The sequence below is a fragment of the Aeromicrobium sp. A1-2 genome (genome assembly GCF_003443875.1).
GTDB lineage: Bacteria > Actinomycetota > Actinomycetes > Propionibacteriales > Nocardioidaceae > Aeromicrobium.
This window is the reverse complement of record NZ_CP027482.1, coordinates 1,773,936-1,789,632: the sequence shown is the minus strand read 5'-3', so window position 1 is coordinate 1,789,632 and position 15,697 is coordinate 1,773,936. Positions and strand designations below refer to the sequence as shown.

Below are 15,697 nucleotides of genomic sequence, written 5' to 3'. Positions count from 1 at the left end.
CGTGAGCAAGAGCCTGGTCGTGGCGATCGACGGACCTTCGGGTTCGGGCAAGTCCAGCACGTCCAGAGGTGTCGCTCAGCGGCTGTCGCTGGACTACCTCGACACCGGCGCGATGTATCGCGCCATGACCTGGGCGTTGCTCGAGCGCGGCGTCGACCTGCTCGACGCCGATGCGATCGCCCGTGCGGCCGAGGACGTACGGCTCACCTCGGGCACAGACCCGGAAGCGCCGACGATCCACGTCGACGCGACCGACGTCGCCGAGCCGATCCGGAGCGAGGATGTCACCGGCTCGGTCAGTCTCGTGGCGGCGGTGCCGCGGGTCCGTGAGCTGCTCGTCGACCTGCAGCGGGCCGTGATCGGCGCGAGCGAGGGGATCGTGGTGGAGGGGCGCGACATCGGCTCCACCGTCGCGCCGGACGCCCAGGTGAAGATCTATCTGGTCGCCGATCCGGCGGCGCGCGCGGCCCGACGGGCGGCCGAGACCGGCGCAGCGGACACCGCCGCGACCGAGCTGGCCCTGGCCCGCCGCGACGAGATCGATTCGACCAGGGCCGCTTCGCCGTTGTCCAAACCCGAAGGCGCTGTCGTTGTGGACAGCACGTACATGACCCTGGAAGAGGTCATCACTGCGATCGCCGGAATCGTCGCCGACGCACGATGACCGCTGCCACCGGCCTGCCCGAAGGTGGACTGCGCCTCATGCGACGCCTCGTACGGCCCTACTTCACCCGTCGCTGGGACATCCGCATCCACGGTGCTGACCACGTGCCGACCTCCGGTCCGGTGATCTTGGCAAGCAATCACATCGGCTGGCTCGACGGTCCGCTCCTGTTCGTGACCTCATCGCGACCTGCGCATGCGCTGGTCAAGGAGGAGGAGTTCGTCGGACGGACCGGACGTCTGCTGCGCTTCGTCGGCCAGATCAAGGTCAGCCGGACCCGCACCGACGCCGGCGCGGTGCGTCGTGCAGTCGAGGTCCTGGCAGCCGGCCAGGCGGTCCTGATCTATCCCGAAGCCACGCGGGGAGCGGGTGACTTCGCTCGGTTCAAGGGCGGCGTGGCCTACCTCGCGCTGGTCTCAGGCGCCCCGGTCGTGCCCGTCGCGATCATCGGCACCCGGCTTCCGGGGGAGGCCACAGAGGCCCGTCCGGCGAAGGGCGCGCGGCTGGATGTGTCGTACGGAACCCCGATCCGGCTGCCGATGCAGGTTTGGCCGCGAGATCGTGGGATGATGGCAGACGCGGGTGATCAGATCCACGATCACCTGCGTGCCCATGTCTCCCGGTCCATGGCCGTGCTCAAGCGCGAGCTTCCGGGCCCCCTTCCGACAGGATCCTTCGATGGCTGAGGCCGTACCCGTTCTCGCAGTGATCGGGCGCCCCAACGTCGGCAAGTCCACCCTGGTCAACCGCATCATCGGTCGCCGGGAGGCTGTCGTCGAGGACGTCCCCGGCGTGACTCGCGACCGCGTGTCCTATGACGCGGTCTGGAACGGTCGCGCGTTCACGGTGGTCGACACCGGCGGCTGGGACCCCGACGCCCGCGGGCTCGCCGAGCGCATTGCCGCCCAGGCCGAGATCGCGATCCAGGTCGCCGATGCCGTCCTGTTCGTCGTTGATGCCACGGTCGGCATCACCGATGTCGACGAAAAGGTCGTCCGGCTTCTCCGTGCCGCCAAGAAGCCCGTCGTGCTTGCCGCCAACAAGGTTGACGACCAGCGTGCCGAGGCCGAGGCCGCCGGACTGTGGAACCTCGGGCTGGGCGAGCCCTACCCCGTCTCGGCCCTGCACGGGCGCGGGAGCGGCGACATGCTCGACGCCGTGATCGACGCACTGCCGGATCCGCCGCCGGAGGACTTTGACGCACCCCAGGGGCCACGTCGCGTCGCAATCGTCGGCAAGCCCAATGTCGGCAAGTCCAGCCTGCTCAACCGGCTCGCCGGCGAGGAGCGGGTCGTGGTGGACGATGCGTCCGGCACGACGGTCGACCCGGTCGACGAGATCGTGACCCTGGGCGGCCGCACCTGGAACTTCATCGACACCGCGGGCATCCGACGCCGCGTCCGTGATGCCTCCGGTCACGAGTACTACGCGAGTCTGCGCACCAGCTCGGCGATCGACCGTGCCGAGGTCGCCGTCGTCATCATCGACGGCAGCATGCCGCTGACCGAGCAGGACACCCGCATCATCAGCACTGTCGCCGAGGCCGGCCGCGCGCTGATCATCGCCTTCAACAAGTGGGACCTGGTCGACGACGAGCGTCGTTTCTACCTTGACCGGGAGATCGAGCGTGAGCTCGTTCAGGTGCCCTGGGCGCCGACGATCAACATCACGGCGCGCACCGGCTGGCACATCGACCGGCTCGTCCGGGCGCTGGACGCAGCCCTCGAGGGCTGGGAGACCCGCGTGACCACGGGCGCGCTCAATGCGTTCCTCGGTCGCCTGGTCGCCGAGCACCCGCACCCCGTACGCGGTGGCAAGCAGTCCAGGATCATGTTCGGCACGCAGGCATCGACGGCTCCGCCGACCTTCGTGCTCTTCACGACCGGCAAGCTTGAGGCGTCCTACATGCGTTACATCGAGCGCCGGCTCCGCGAGGAGTTCGGCTTCGTCGGCACGCCGATCCACCTGCAGCAGCGCCCGCGCAAGAAGCGCGAGCGCCGCTGACCGACCTGATCGTGACCTCGGGGTCGCGATCAGGCCCGCGGTCGGTCAGACCAGTGGGTTCTTGACCAGCAGCTCGGCATTGCGGTCGGCGACAGCGCCCTCCTGAGCCGACGTGCGCTGCTGCGGATCGTTCGCGGACAGCTCACGCGCCAGCGAGGCCAGGTGCACCGAGTCGGCGAGCGAACCACCGTACGAGGCCGGCCCGGTGTGGTCGACCATCGTGGTGAAGATCGACAGCGTGCCGTCATGGTTGTCGGCCAGCTCGATGAGCCGGGACTGCTGGGGGAAATCGACGTGCGACGCGGTGTTGATCTCCCAGAAGCCGCTGGTGCCGTCTGCACCGGCGTGTGCCGTGATCTGGTTGCGGTGGGTGTGGCCGTTGACCCACGCGATGACGTTCTTGCTGGCCAGCAACGTCGCCACGACCTCGTCGCCGAGGACACGTTGGTTGAGATCGAGACCGGTCAGCACCAGCGGATTGGTCATCGTCGCCGACGTGTGATGGCTGAAGATGAACACGTACTTGCCCGCCGAGCCGGCCAGCACGCTCTTGAGCCACTCGTGCTGCGGCTTGTCCAGGGAGCCGTCCGCGTACCCGTTGGGGTTGACGCTGTCCAGCACGATGCAGCGGACCGAGCCGCGGTCGAACGTGTAGTACGCCGTGCCCTTCTGCCGGTTGGCCGCGGTGAACCCGTGCCCGACCGGCGTGCCGGTCGTCTTGAAGTGCTCCTCCACGACCTGTGGTCGCGTCAACGAGCGTCGATCGCCGTCCGCCGTGACGAAGGTCGCCGACGTGAGGGACACGACGCCGAGCAGGCCCGTCGCATTGGCCGAGGCAAGGTTCGAGATGACGTCTGCCTGGGACAGGCCGGGCGGCAGCGCGGTGGCCTTGAGTGGTCCGGTGCCCAGGATCGACAACGGGAGGGTGTGCGGGAAGTTGCCCTGCACGAGCCCGTCGTGGTTGCCGAACACCGAGTACCACGGGATGCCGAGTCCTTCGGGGTTGAACGCCCGGCGGGCGGCCTTGAGTAGACCCGGCACTCGGGGGAAGCCGAATGTGGATGTGTGGATGTCTTCGGCGACGCCGGGCTTGGGTCCTTCGGGGTGCCAGTAGTGCGCATCCCACACCGTGTTGTCGGCGACACCTTCGTACTTGCTCCGGTTGCCCGAGTCAGGCGTGATCCGCTTGCCGTCGAGGATGTCGATGTTCCAGCGGACCTCGTTGTACTGGCAGTTGTCGGAGTTGTCTCCGGTCTGGATCGCGAATGCGAGGGGCTGCCCCGTCACGGGGCCACGACCCACCCGCTTGACCGCCCGCACCATGGCATCGGCGGTCTGTGGCGTCAGCATCTCCTGCGGTCGGTAGCTCGATGAGAGCAGACCGCCCAGGGTTGGCGCTCCGCCGTACGAGTCCTCGAGCCGGTCGATGTACTCGACGCGAGCCGGCGACTGCGCATCGATGATGTGTACGTCGGTCAGGTGGGCGAAGCTCAGGACCGGGGTGCGGGTCGTGAGGCGGCCCGGCAGAGGCGTCGCACCGAGCCCGGCGCGCACGGTGTGGGCCTCGCCCCCGGACGTCACGACGGGGGTGTAGCCGCCGGCTCCGGCCGCCCCGCGCCGGAAGCACTGGTCGAGGGTCGTGAACTGGGGGGCGACCACGGCCGGTGTCGCGCGCGCCGTGGTCGGGATGCCGATCGCTACGGCACCTCCCACGACGGCGGTGGAACGGATGAGGTCGCGCCGGGAGATCTTCATGCAGTGTCAACGATCCGGACAGGGTGACGTTACTCACAAGTCATATGGGTCGCTCAGGGTGCGGCCCGAGACGCGGCCGGCCGCCCGATACCGTGGTCGCGAACCTCAAGGAGACCCATGCTCGGTGTGACCACGGATGGCCCCGTCGCCGTCCTCGAACTCCAGCGCGAGGACCGGCGCAATGCGCTCAACCTCGAGCTCTGCCAAGCGATCCACGGTGCTGTCGACGATGCCGTCGCCGGGGGAGCGCGCGCGATCGTCGTGACCGGGCAGGGCAGCGCGTTCTGCTCCGGCGCCGACCTCGGCGGGGTCTACGGCCCGGAGTTCCTCGAGGCGCTCTATGCCATGCTGCACCGTCTCGCGAAGCTCCCGGTCCCATTGATCGCGGCGGTCAACGGACCCGCGATCGGTGCCGGCACCCAGCTCGCGATCGCCTGCGACCTGCGGGTCGTCGACGAGACCGCGAAGTTCGCCGTCCCGACCGCGCGCAACGGCATGGCGGTCGACGCCTGGACGATCCGCACGCTCAGCGCACTCGCCGGGGCCGGCCCGGCGCGCCGGCTGATGCTTGCCGCGGAGACCTTCGACCGGCAGGCTGCGCTCGGCATGGGCCTGGCCGATCGGCCGGGAACGCTGGACGACGCGCTGGCCTGGGCACACGAGATCGCCGCCCTGGCACCGTTGGCACTGGCGCACAACAAGCTCGTGCTCAACGGCTCGACCGCCGACGACGACGCGATCGACGCGAGCTTCACCGCGGTCTGGGCCAGCGCCGACGTGCGCGAGGCGGCTGCGGCCAGGTCCGAGAAGCGCACTCCGGTCTTCGAGGGCCGCTGAATGAGCCTGGTCTTCCGGGTTCTCGACCGGCATGTGATCCACGGGCTCGCCGACGAGATCGCCATCCTGGACGAGCGCGGCGCGATGTCGTACGCCGAGCTGCTGCACGAGTCGGCCTCGATCGCGGGCGCGTTGCGCAACCTCGGGCTGGTTCCGGGCGCGCCGATCAGCCTGGACCTGCCGCACCCGCGTGAGCTGACGGTTGCAGTCCTGGCCAGCGCCCGGATCGGTGTCCTCCCACGGTCTGAGGCGGACTTCCGCATCGTCGGCACTCCTCCGGTCCTGCACACGCCGGACACCGAGGTCCCGTGGGGACTGATGATCCGCGCCGGTCGCACGGACCCGGCGCCCGCGCCAGATGTCGACCCTGACGGCTACGAGGTGCTGATGCGTCAGGCGTACGCCGACATCTTCTCGACCCTCGAGGCCGGCGGGACGATCGGCTGAGCCGAGCCCACCTGACTTAGCGGACGCCCCACGCGTAGGTCTGTTTCTCCAGGCGGAGGTACACGAACGTCTCGGTGGTCACGACCTTGTCGATCGCGCTGATCTGTGCCGACACGATGTCGAGCAGCTCGTCATCGCTCTCGGCCACGATCTCGGCGAGGATGTCGAAGCGACCGGTCGTGATGACGATGTAGTCGAGCTTGTCCATCGTGGCCAGCTCGGCGGCGACCTCGCGGACGTTGCCGGCCACCTTGATGCCGATCATGGCCTGCCGGGCGAAGCCCATCTGCATCGGATCGGTCACCGCCACGACCTGCATGACGCCGCTCTCGATGAGCTTCTGCACCCGGTGCCGCACGGCGGCCTCGGACAGTCCGACCTGCTTGGCGATCGCGGAGTAGGACAACCGTCCGTCGTCCTGCAGCAGCTCGATGATCTGCTTGGAGGTGTCGTCGAGATTCGGGCTGCGGCTCTCCACCGGTTTGCGCTCGGTCATGACCGCCATCATGCCGCACGAACCGCCGAATGGTCCGCGTCGGTTCCACCTCGCGTGACGCTTTCCGGAGCGGAACATAGTCTTAACTGCGGAATCCCTTGTGCTGGACCCCCAATCTTGCGAGTATTCGTGGTCAGGGCCGACGCGAGGGTGGGACATGGCTGGACTCGAGAGACGAACACTGCTCAAGGGCATGGGTGGCCTCACTGCCCTGGGCGCCAGCGCGGGAGCGCTGACCCTGTTCAACACCCCCGATCGCGAGCAGGATCCAGCTGACTGCCAGGCGACTGATGTCTCGGAATCGGACAAGCGGCTGATCTACTCCAACTGGCCCGAGTACATCGATGAGGACGAGGACGGCTACGTCTCGACGCTGACCCAGTTCGAGAAGGACACCGGCATCAAGGTGACCTACACCGCCGATGTCAACGACAACAACGAGTTCTTCGCCAAGGTGTCCAACCAGCTGGGCTCCTGCAGCTCGTCCAAGCGTGATCTGTTCGCGCTGACCGACTGGATGGCCGCGCGCATGATCCAGGTGGGGTGGATCCAGAAGCTCGACGCGTCGAAGGTTCCCAATCTGCACAACAACATCATCGAGTCGCTGAAGTCGCCCGAGTGGGACAAGAAGCGCGAGTACTCCGCCCCGTGGCAGAGCGGGCTGACCGGCATCGCGTACAACAAGTCGAAGGTCGGCGAGGTCAAGTCATTCGCCGAACTGGTCAGCCGGAAGGACCTCAAGGGCAGGGTGTCCCTCCTGAGCGAGATGCGCGACACGATGGGCTTCATGCTGCTGATCGACGGCGCTGATCCGGAGAACTTCACCGAGGCGCAGTGGCAGGTCGCGATCGATCGTCTGGCCAAGGCCCGCAACGACGGCCAGTTCAGGTCGTTCACGGGCAACGACTACGTCCAGGACCTCGCGGCTGGCAACGTCGTGGCGTGCGAGGCGTGGTCAGGCGACATTGCCAACGCCGGCGACGAGAACCTGGTCTGGCTGCCGCCGGAGGAGGGGATCATGATCTGGGCCGACAACATGCTCGTCCCCAACCTGGCGAGGCACCAGGCCAACGCCGAGAAGTGGATCGACTACTACTACGAGCCCGAGGTCGCGGCGAAGCTCGCGGCGTACAACAGCTACATCTGCCCCGTCAAGGGCGGCCAGGCTGCGATGGAGAAGGTCGATCCCGAGCAGGTCGACAACGAGCTGATCTTCCCGTCCGAGCAGACGCTCTCCCAGACCCACCGCTTCATGGCGCTCGACGAGGCCGAGATGCGAACCTACGAAGGGGATTTTGCTGATGTCACAGGTGCATGAGGTGCCGGCCCAGACCGCTGCAGCCCCCGGATCGAGGGATCTGCGGCTCACGGGCCTGACCAAGGAGTATGCGACCTTCACCGCCGTCAAGGCGCTGGACCTGATTGTGCCGCAGGGCAGCTTCTTTGCCCTGCTCGGTCCCTCGGGCTGCGGCAAGACCACGACGTTGCGGATGGTCGCAGGCCTTGAGACGCCGACCTCGGGCACGATCCATCTCGGCGAGACCGAGGTGACGTACCAGAAGCCGTACAAGCGGCCGGTCAACACGGTGTTCCAGAACTACGCGCTCTTCCCGCACCTCAACATCTCCAAGAACGTCGCGTTCGGACTGGAACGTCGGGGGGTCAAGGACGTCCAGAAGCAGGTCGCCGAGATGTTGGAGCTCGTCGAGCTGACCTCGCAGGCGCACAAGAAGCCGGCGCAGATGTCCGGTGGACAGCAGCAGCGGGTCGCGCTGGCGCGCGCATTGATCAACAAGCCCGAGGTCCTGCTGCTGGACGAGCCGCTGGGAGCGCTCGACCTCAAGCTGCGCCGTGGGATGCAGCTGGAGCTCAAGCGGATCCAGACCGAGGTCGGCCTGACCTTTGTGCACGTGACGCACGACCAGGAGGAGGCCATGACGATGGCCGACACCATCGCGGTCATGAACCACGGCGTGATCGAGCAGATGGGTGCCCCCAGTGAGCTCTACGAGAATCCACGGACCACATTCGTCGCCAACTTCCTGGGCCAGTCCAACCTGATCTCCGGAGAGATCGAAGGCCGGGACGGTGACCACGTCAAGGTGCGGGTGCAGGGTGCGCTCGCCTCGATCCCGGCCGAGCGGGCACACTCCGAGTCCGGCAACGGCTGGCTGGGGATCCGACCGGAGAAGGTGCTGATCGCCGAGGCCGGCCAGACGATCGACGCCCCGGGCGACGTCATCACCGGCGGCTACATCACCGATGTCAGCTTCGTGGGCGTCAGCACGCAGTACATGGTCCGGATGCCGTGGGGCCAGGAACTCATGGTGTTCGAGCAGAACACCGGGTCGCGGCGCATGCTGCCTGTCGGCACCAAGGTCGACATCTCGTGGCGGCCGGAGTTCGCGTTCCTGCTGGACGCAAGCCAGGACGCCAAGGCCGGGATCGAGGCCAACTAGCCATGGCGACCCTCGACGACGTCGCACACGGCCCCGTGCACGAAGGGCCGAAGACGAAGCGGAAGCTGACCGGCTACTGGCTGATCGCTCCGGGCGCGATCTGGCTCGGGCTGTTCTTCGTCGTGCCGTTCTACTCGTTGATCTCCACGAGCCTGTTCGACCCAAACGGTTCGGTGCTCACGGGTTACTCGATGACGTGGCACATCCAGAACTACTTCGATGCGATAGACCAGTACAAGGTGCAGCTGTGGCGCTCGCTCTGGTACGCCGGACTGGCGACGGGCTTCTGCCTGGTCATCGGCTACGTCCTGGCCTACGCGATCGCGTTCAAGGCGGGCCGGTGGAAGAACCTCATGCTGATCCTGGTGATCGCTCCGTTCTTCACCAGCTTTCTGCTGCGGACGCTGTCGTGGAAGCTGATCCTGGCCGATGACGGCTTCATCGTGGACTCGCTGCAATGGATGCACATCCTGGGTGCCAACGACCGACTCCTCGCGACGCCGTTCGCGGTGATCGCTGGCCTGACCTACAATTTCCTGCCCTTCATGGTGCTGCCGTTGTACGCGAGCCTGGAGAAGATCGACATCCGGCTCATCGAGGCATCCAGCGATCTGTACGCCTCACCGATCCGTGGCTTCTTCAAGGTGACGTTCCCGCTGTCGATGCCAGGCGTCGTGGCCGGCACGCTGCTGACCTTCATCCCGGCCGCGGGCGACTACATCAACGCCCAGCTGCTGGGAAGCCCCAACACCCGTATGGTCGGCAACGTCATCCAGAGCCTGTTCACGACACAGGGCGACTATGCGGCGGCCGGCGCGCTGTCGGTGACCCTGATGCTGATCATCGTCGCGGCGGTCCTGATGTGGGTTCGCACCGCAGGAACGGAGGACCTCGTATGACCCCCCTCTTCCGGGTTCGGCGCTGGATCGGCGACCACCTGATCCTCGGGCTGGGCCTCCTGGTGCTGGTCTACACGTTCATCCCGATCGCTGTCGTCGTGCTGATGAGCTTCAACGACAGCAGCAAGTCCAAGAACGTCTACAAGTTCCAGGACTTCACCTTCCAGAACTGGTTGCACCCGTTCAAGCCGGGCGGCATGCAGGAGTCGGTGATCCTGAGCATCGAGATCGCGCTGGCCGCGACGCTCGTCGCGACGATCCTCGGCACGCTCGCAGCGTTCGCCCTCGTGCGACACCGCTTCGCCGGCCGCAAGGCTGCCAACCTGATCATCTTCCTGCCGATGGCATCGCCCGAGATCGTAATGGGCTCATCGCTGCTGGCCCTGTTCGTCTCTCGCGGATTCGGTGGCCAGCTCGGCTTCTGGACGATTCTGATAGCGCACATCATGTTCTGCCTGTCATTTGTCATCGTGACGGTCAAGGCGCGTCTCACGGGACTGGACGACAATCTGGAGCAGGCGGCGATGGACCTGTACGCCAACGAGGCCCAGACGTTCTGGCGAGTCACCTTCCCACTGGTCCTGCCCGGCATCATTGCTGCGGCGCTACTGAGCTTCTCGCTGTCATTCGATGACTTCATCATCACGAACCTCAACTCGGGGCAGCGCGTGACCTTCCCGATGTTCGTCTACGGCGCGAACCAGCGCGGTGTCCCGATGCAGGTCAACGTCATCGGCACCCTGATGTTCGTGATCGCGATCTCGATCGTGCTGTCCGGCGAAGTGTTCCGCCGCCGCCAGGAGAAGGCCATCGCCTCGTAGCGGTCCGGTCCGGTCCTCGAGCCTGTCGACGGGACGTCGAAAAGGTCCTTGAGCTTGTCGAGAGGATGACTCTTGACAAGCCCAAGGACCTGGCCTTTCGACCGGCCCAGGCCGAGGGTCAGAGCAGAGTCTGCGCCTCGGTGAGCACCGAGCGGAGGATCTGCTCCATCTCGTCGAAGTGGCTCTGATCGGCGATCAGCGGCGGGGAGAGCTGGATGACAGGGTCGCCGCGGTCGTCGGCACGGCAGTACAGGCCGTTGTCGAACAGTGCCTTGGACAAGAACCCGCGCAGGAGCTTCTCGGACTCCTCGTCGCTGAAGGTCTCCTTGGTGGACTTGTCCTTGACCAGCTCGATGCCGTAGAAAAATCCGTCGCCGCGCACGTCGCCGACGATGTCGAGGTCGAGCAGCTTCTCCAGGGTCGCGCGGAATGCGCCCTCGTTGCGACGCACGTTGCCGTTGAGGTCCTCGCGCTCGAAGATGTCCAAGTTGGTCATCGCGACGGCGGCCGAGACCGGGTGACCGCCAAACGTGTAGCCATGGGCGAAGCTGTTGTCGCCCTGCAGGAACGGCTCCATGAGCCGATCGGACGCGATCATGGCGCCAAGCGGTGAGTAGCCGGACGTCAGGCCCTTGGCGCAGGTGATCATGTCGGGCACGTAGTCGTACTTGGTGGCACCGAACATCTCGCCGAGGCGGCCAAACGCGCAGATGACCTCGTCGGAGACCAGCAGGACGTCATGGCGGTCGCAGATCTCGCGGACCCGCTGGAAGTAGCCGGGTGGGGGCGGGAAGCACCCGCCGGCGTTCTGCACCGGCTCGAGGAACACCGCGGCAACCGTGTCCGGGCCCTCGGCGAGGATCGCGTCCTCGATCCGGTCGGCAGCCCAGATCGAGAAGTCGTCGATGTTGTCGCCGTGCTCTGGAGCGCGGTAGAAGTTCGTGTTGGGCACGTGGACCGTCGACGGGACCAGCGGCTCGAACATCTGCTTCAGCGCCGGGATGCCGGTGATCGACAGAGCTCCGTGGGGTGTGCCGTGATAGGCGACCTGGCGGCTGATGACCTTGGTCTTGAGCGGCTTGCCGGTCAGCTTGAAGTACTGCTTCGCGAGCTTCCACGCGGTCTCGACGGCCTCGCCGCCACCGGTCGTGAAGAAGACCCGGTTGAGATCTCCGGGGGTGTACGACGCGATGCGTTCGGCGAGCATGATCGCGTTGGGGTGGGCGAAGGTCCAGATCGGAAAGAAGGACAGCTCCTTGGCCTGCTTGGCGGCGGCCTCGGCCAGCTCTTCACGACCGTGGCCGGCCTGCACGACGAACAGCCCCGCGAGACCGTCGAGATATCGCCGACCCTTGGCATCCCAGATGTACATCCCGTCGCCCTTGGTGATGATCGGGATGTCATGGGAGTCGTCATAGCTCCCGTGGCGGGAGAAATGCATCCACAGATGGCGCTTGCCGGCCTTCTGCAGGCGGTCGTAGTCCTCATCGGAGTAGCTCATGTTGCCATGATCGCAAGAGGGACGGGGTAAAGACAAGGGAATTCGTCGTGCGATCTGCCATTTACTTCGGAATCCGTTGCCAGCGGTGAGTCGATGAGGTTGGATGGGCACATGCAGCGTGCCATCACTAATGTCATCAACGGTGAGCTCGTCCCCGCGGCAAGCGGCGCGACCTACGACGTCATCGATCCGTCGACCGGCCAGGTGTACGCCGCCGCGCCGCTGTCGGGCGCAGAGGATGTCGATCGTGCGTTCCGGGCTGCCGGGGAGGCATTCCAGACGTGGCGCGACACAACTCCGTGGGAACGCTCGAAGATGCTCCTCAAGCTGGCCGGCGCTATCGAGGCCCGAGCCGAGGAGATCGTCGATGTCGAGTCCCGCGACACAGGCAAGCCCAAGGCCTTGACGCTGAGCGAGGAGATCCACGGGCAGGCGATGGATGCGGTCACCTTCTTCGCCGGCGCCGCGAGGGTGCTGGAGGGCAGGTCGGCGGGGGAGTACCTGCGCGGGCACACCTCGATGATCCGTCGGGAGCCGATCGGGGTCGTGGGTCAGGTGACGCCGTGGAACTACCCGTTCGTCATGGCGATCTGGAAGATTGCTCCCGCGCTCGCGGCCGGCAACACGATCGTGCTCAAGCCGAGTGACACGACCCCGGCCTCCACATCCCTGCTCGCCGAGATCGCCCAGGAGTTCTTCCCACCCGGCGTGTTCAACGTCGTGTGCGGTGACCGGGAGACCGGGAAGGCCCTGGTGACGCATCCGACGCCGCAGATGGTCGCGATCACAGGTTCGGTGCGGGCCGGCATGGAGGTTGCGGCCGCCGCGGCCGCGGGTCTGAAGAAGCCACACCTCGAGCTCGGCGGCAAGGCACCCGTCGTTGTGTTCGACGATGCCGATCTGGCCGCCGCTGCCGAGGCCATCGCCGCCGCGGGTTACTTCAACGCCGGGCAGGACTGCACCGCGGCGACCCGGGTGCTGGTGCACCCGCGCGTCGCGGCAGACTTCACCGCCGCGCTGACCGGCGCCGCGAGGGCGACCCGGGTCGGGATGCCGGACGACCCCGACACGTACTTCGGGCCGGTCAACAATGCCAACCAGCTCGCCCACGTTGCGGAGTTCCTCGACACGCTGCCGGACCATGCGCGCCTCGAGACCGGCGGTCATCGCGTCGAGACACTGGGCGGCGGCTACTTCTACGAGCCGACTGTGCTCTCCGGATTGCGCCAGGACGACCACGCGAGCCAGGACGAGATCTTCGGACCGGTCATCACGGTGCAGGAGTTCACCGACGAGGACCAGGCCGTTCAGTGGGCCAATGGTGTCGACTACGGGCTGTCGTCATCGGTCTGGACCAAGGACCATGGCCGCGCGATGCGGATGGCCCGGCGTCTCGACTTCGGTTGCGTGTGGATCAACACGCACATCCCGATCGTGGCGGAGATGCCGCACGGCGGTTTCAAGCACTCCGGCTACGGCAAGGACCTGTCGATGTACGGCCTCGAGGACTACACCCGTATCAAACACGTCATGACCAACCTGGAGGCCTGATCACATCATGAAGATCCTGCTCGTCGGAGCCGGTGGAGTCGGCTCGGCATTCTGCGCCATCGCAGCCCGGCGTGACTTCTTCGAGTCGGTCACGGTCGCGGACTATGTGCTGACAAGCGCCGAGCGCGCTGTCGACCCGCTCTCGGACCCACGGTTCACAGCCGCCCGGGTCGACGCATCGAACGCCGCTTCGGTCGAGGCGCTGGCTCGCCAGTGCGGGGCCACCCACGTCATGAACGCCGTCGACCCGCGGTTCGTGATGCCGATCTTCGAGGGCGCCATCGCAGCCGGAGCGGACTACCTCGACATGGCGATGAGCCTGTCGAAGCCGCACCCGACCAACCCGTACGAAGAATGCGGGGTCAAGCTCGGCGATGAGCAGTTCGCGGTCGCGGGGGAGTGGGAGGCGGCCGGACGCCTGGCCCTGTGCGGCATCGGCGTCGAGCCCGGGTTGTCGGACGTCTTCGCTCGCTATGCCGCCGATCACCTGTTCAGCGAGATCGATGAGCTCGGCACCCGCGACGGCGCGAACCTGACGGTCGACGGCTACGAGTTCGCACCGTCGTTCTCGATCTGGACCACGATCGAGGAGTGCCTCAACCCGCCGGTCATCTGGCAGGACGGCCAGTGGACGACGACCGAGCCGTTCAGCGAGCCCGAGGTGTTCGACTTCCCCGAGGGGATCGGACCGGTGGAGTGCGTCAACGTGGAGCACGAGGAGGTCCTGCTGATGCCTCGGTGGGTCGAGACCAAGCGGGCGACCTTCAAGTACGGACTGGGCAACGAGTTCATCGAGGTGTTGCGCACGCTGCACAAGCTCGGCCTGGACTCGACCGAGAAGGTCAACGTGACGGCAACGGTCGGCGGCAAACCGACTGTGGTGGCAGTCAGCCCCCGGGACGTCGTGGCTGCGTGCCTGCCGAACCCCGCGATGCTCGGCGACCGCATGCACGGCAAGACCTGCGCCGTCTTGTGGGTCACGGGCAAGGACAAAGCGGGCCGCCCACGGTCGACGTACCTGTTCCACGTCGTCGACAACGACTGGTCGATGCGGGAGTACGGCCACCAGTGCGTCGTGTGGCAGACCGCGGTCAACCCCGTCGTCGCGCTCGAGCTGCTGGCCAATGGCACCTGGGCCGGGGTCGGGGTCCTGGGTCCGGAGGCATTCGACGCGGTGCCGTTCCTCGAGCTGCTCACGGCCTATGGCAGCCCCTGGGGGATCCAAGAGCTCGATCCGGCCTGAGACTGCGGCTAGCCCGGCGTCTGCGCGATCCCGGTCGCCCGCGCCGCATACGTCCAGACCCTGCGTCGGGCGGATGGGTCGTCGGACTGCCACGACAGGTAGTAGGTCGGGCGCGGGCGGCGGTCGCACCAGAACTCGCCGGTGCTGCGAGCCGCCTCTTCCGCGGCAGTGAGCCACACGATGGTGTCGGCGCCCTGTGCAGGCGTGCGCAGGATCGGAGCAGCGATCTTCGCGAAACGCGGCAGCGAGTCGGTGACACCGGGGGTGTCGGCCCAGCCGGGGTGCATGCTGTGCACCGCGATGCCCTGGCTGCGCAACCGGTGAGCAAGCTGCTCGGCGAGGGTGACCTGGATGCGTTTGGTCCGGGCATAGGCCCGCACCGGGTCGTAGGCCGACTGCTCGTACTCGATGTCATCGCCGATCGAGTCGTCGAGCGGCGCGGAGTACATCCCTCCGGAGGAGACGATGATGACCCTGGGTGAGGCTGCGGCGGCCAGCATGTCCCGCAGCTCCTCGGTCAGGAGCAGCGGGCCGAGGACGTGCGTCGCGAGGGTCAGCTCGTGGCCCTGTGCGCTCTCGGCCCGCTCGGGGGGCATCAGCCCGGCGTCGTGCACGATCGCGTGCAGCGCGCCGCCCCGCTCCCGCAGCTTCGCGGCGTACGCGCGGACCGCGTCCAGGTCACTGATGTCGCACACCTCGCTCAGCAGGTCAGCGTGCGGCACGTCTGCGCGAATCAGTTCCGCCGACTCCTCCAGCCGCTGCTGCGACCGGCCGACGAGGTGGACCGTGGCGCCGAGCCGGGCCAGGCCCGCAGCGGTCGCGCGGCCGAGCCCGCTGCTGGCGCCGGTCACGATGACGTGCTGGCCAGCGAGCGAGTCGGGGGCGGGATCCGCGGGCCACCAGCAGCCGCGTGCCGCGATACCGATCCGGGAGTAGCCCAGCACCAAGGACTTGTCCATTGCGATGTCGAGGGCGGAGGTGAGGAGGGCGACGGGCGATCGGGGCATGCTCCCACGGTAG

General features: G+C 66.9%; 15 protein-coding genes. 11 read left to right on the top strand and 4 right to left on the bottom strand.

What is annotated here, in order from left to right:
- Position 1 precedes the first annotated feature (1 nt).
- Genes cmk through der form a run of 3 tightly spaced genes read left to right on the top strand, consistent with a single transcriptional unit; the run spans position 2 to position 2,668 of the window.
- Complete coding sequence (gene cmk / locus C6I20_RS08705; RefSeq protein ID WP_118395602.1) at positions 2-664, top strand: (d)CMP kinase; 663 nt, start codon at positions 2-4, stop codon at positions 662-664.
- Positions 661-1,350, top strand: a complete 690-nt coding sequence (locus tag C6I20_RS08700) for a 1-acyl-sn-glycerol-3-phosphate acyltransferase (protein ID WP_118395601.1) — start codon at positions 661-663, stop codon at positions 1,348-1,350. The genes cmk and C6I20_RS08700 overlap by 4 nt, the downstream gene beginning before the upstream one ends.
- Positions 1,343-2,668, top strand: coding sequence for a ribosome biogenesis GTPase Der (der, locus tag C6I20_RS08695; RefSeq protein ID WP_118395600.1), 1,326 nt, complete (start codon positions 1,343-1,345; stop codon positions 2,666-2,668). Before C6I20_RS08700 ends, der begins: the two co-directional genes overlap by 8 nt.
- A 45-nt stretch (positions 2,669-2,713) precedes the next feature.
- Here der and C6I20_RS08690 read toward each other — a convergent pair whose 3' ends face one another.
- The gene (locus C6I20_RS08690) at positions 2,714-4,423 is read right to left on the bottom strand and encodes a TIGR03767 family metallophosphoesterase (protein ID WP_118395599.1); all 1,710 of its coding nucleotides are present in this window, start codon (positions 4,421-4,423) and stop codon (positions 2,714-2,716) included.
- A 117-nt stretch (positions 4,424-4,540) separates the two neighbouring features.
- Between C6I20_RS08690 and C6I20_RS08685 the strand changes: the two genes are divergently transcribed.
- Both C6I20_RS08685 and C6I20_RS08680 read left to right on the top strand, forming a co-directional pair.
- A complete protein-coding gene (locus C6I20_RS08685) occupies positions 4,541-5,260 on the top strand; it encodes an enoyl-CoA hydratase (protein WP_118395598.1) in 720 nt (239 codons plus the stop codon).
- Positions 5,261-5,707: an AMP-binding protein gene (locus C6I20_RS08680; RefSeq protein WP_118395597.1), complete on the top strand. Its 447-nt coding sequence runs from the start codon at positions 5,261-5,263 to the stop codon at positions 5,705-5,707.
- Positions 5,708-5,723: 16 nt separating this feature from the next.
- Here C6I20_RS08680 and C6I20_RS08675 read toward each other — a convergent pair whose 3' ends face one another.
- Positions 5,724-6,203, bottom strand: coding sequence for an Lrp/AsnC family transcriptional regulator (locus C6I20_RS08675; RefSeq protein WP_174232950.1), 480 nt, complete (start codon positions 6,201-6,203; stop codon positions 5,724-5,726).
- A 157-nt stretch (positions 6,204-6,360) separates the two neighbouring features.
- On the opposite strand from C6I20_RS08675, the gene C6I20_RS08670 reads away from it, so the two are divergent.
- Genes C6I20_RS08670 through C6I20_RS08655 form a run of 4 tightly spaced genes read left to right on the top strand, consistent with a single transcriptional unit; the run spans position 6,361 to position 10,382 of the window.
- Positions 6,361-7,521 (top strand): spermidine/putrescine ABC transporter substrate-binding protein, encoded by a 1,161-nt coding sequence (locus C6I20_RS08670; RefSeq protein ID WP_118395596.1) that lies wholly within the window; start codon positions 6,361-6,363, stop codon positions 7,519-7,521.
- The gene (locus tag C6I20_RS08665) at positions 7,505-8,662 is read left to right on the top strand and encodes an ABC transporter ATP-binding protein (RefSeq protein WP_118395595.1); all 1,158 of its coding nucleotides are present in this window, start codon (positions 7,505-7,507) and stop codon (positions 8,660-8,662) included. The genes C6I20_RS08670 and C6I20_RS08665 overlap by 17 nt, the downstream gene beginning before the upstream one ends.
- A 2-nt stretch (positions 8,663-8,664) precedes the next feature.
- Complete coding sequence (locus C6I20_RS08660) at positions 8,665-9,561, top strand: ABC transporter permease (protein ID WP_118395594.1); 897 nt, start codon at positions 8,665-8,667, stop codon at positions 9,559-9,561.
- The gene (locus C6I20_RS08655) at positions 9,558-10,382 is read left to right on the top strand and encodes an ABC transporter permease (RefSeq protein WP_118395593.1); all 825 of its coding nucleotides are present in this window, start codon (positions 9,558-9,560) and stop codon (positions 10,380-10,382) included. The genes C6I20_RS08660 and C6I20_RS08655 overlap by 4 nt, the downstream gene beginning before the upstream one ends.
- Positions 10,383-10,500: 118 nt before the next feature.
- Here C6I20_RS08655 and C6I20_RS08650 read toward each other — a convergent pair whose 3' ends face one another.
- Positions 10,501-11,883, bottom strand: a complete 1,383-nt coding sequence (locus C6I20_RS08650) for an aspartate aminotransferase family protein (RefSeq protein ID WP_118395592.1) — start codon at positions 11,881-11,883, stop codon at positions 10,501-10,503.
- A 111-nt stretch (positions 11,884-11,994) separates the two neighbouring features.
- On the opposite strand from C6I20_RS08650, the gene C6I20_RS08645 reads away from it, so the two are divergent.
- Positions 11,995-13,434 (top strand): gamma-aminobutyraldehyde dehydrogenase, encoded by a 1,440-nt coding sequence (locus tag C6I20_RS08645; RefSeq protein WP_118395591.1) that lies wholly within the window; start codon positions 11,995-11,997, stop codon positions 13,432-13,434.
- Between the two features lie 7 nt (positions 13,435-13,441).
- Positions 13,442-14,677, top strand: a complete 1,236-nt coding sequence (locus C6I20_RS08640; protein WP_118395590.1) for a saccharopine dehydrogenase family protein — start codon at positions 13,442-13,444, stop codon at positions 14,675-14,677.
- Positions 14,678-14,685: 8 nt separating this feature from the next.
- Here the strand turns inward: C6I20_RS08640 and C6I20_RS08635 are convergent, their stop codons facing one another.
- A complete protein-coding gene (locus tag C6I20_RS08635; protein WP_118395589.1) occupies positions 14,686-15,684 on the bottom strand; it encodes an SDR family NAD(P)-dependent oxidoreductase in 999 nt (332 codons plus the stop codon).
- Between the last annotated feature and the right edge of the window lie 13 nt (positions 15,685-15,697).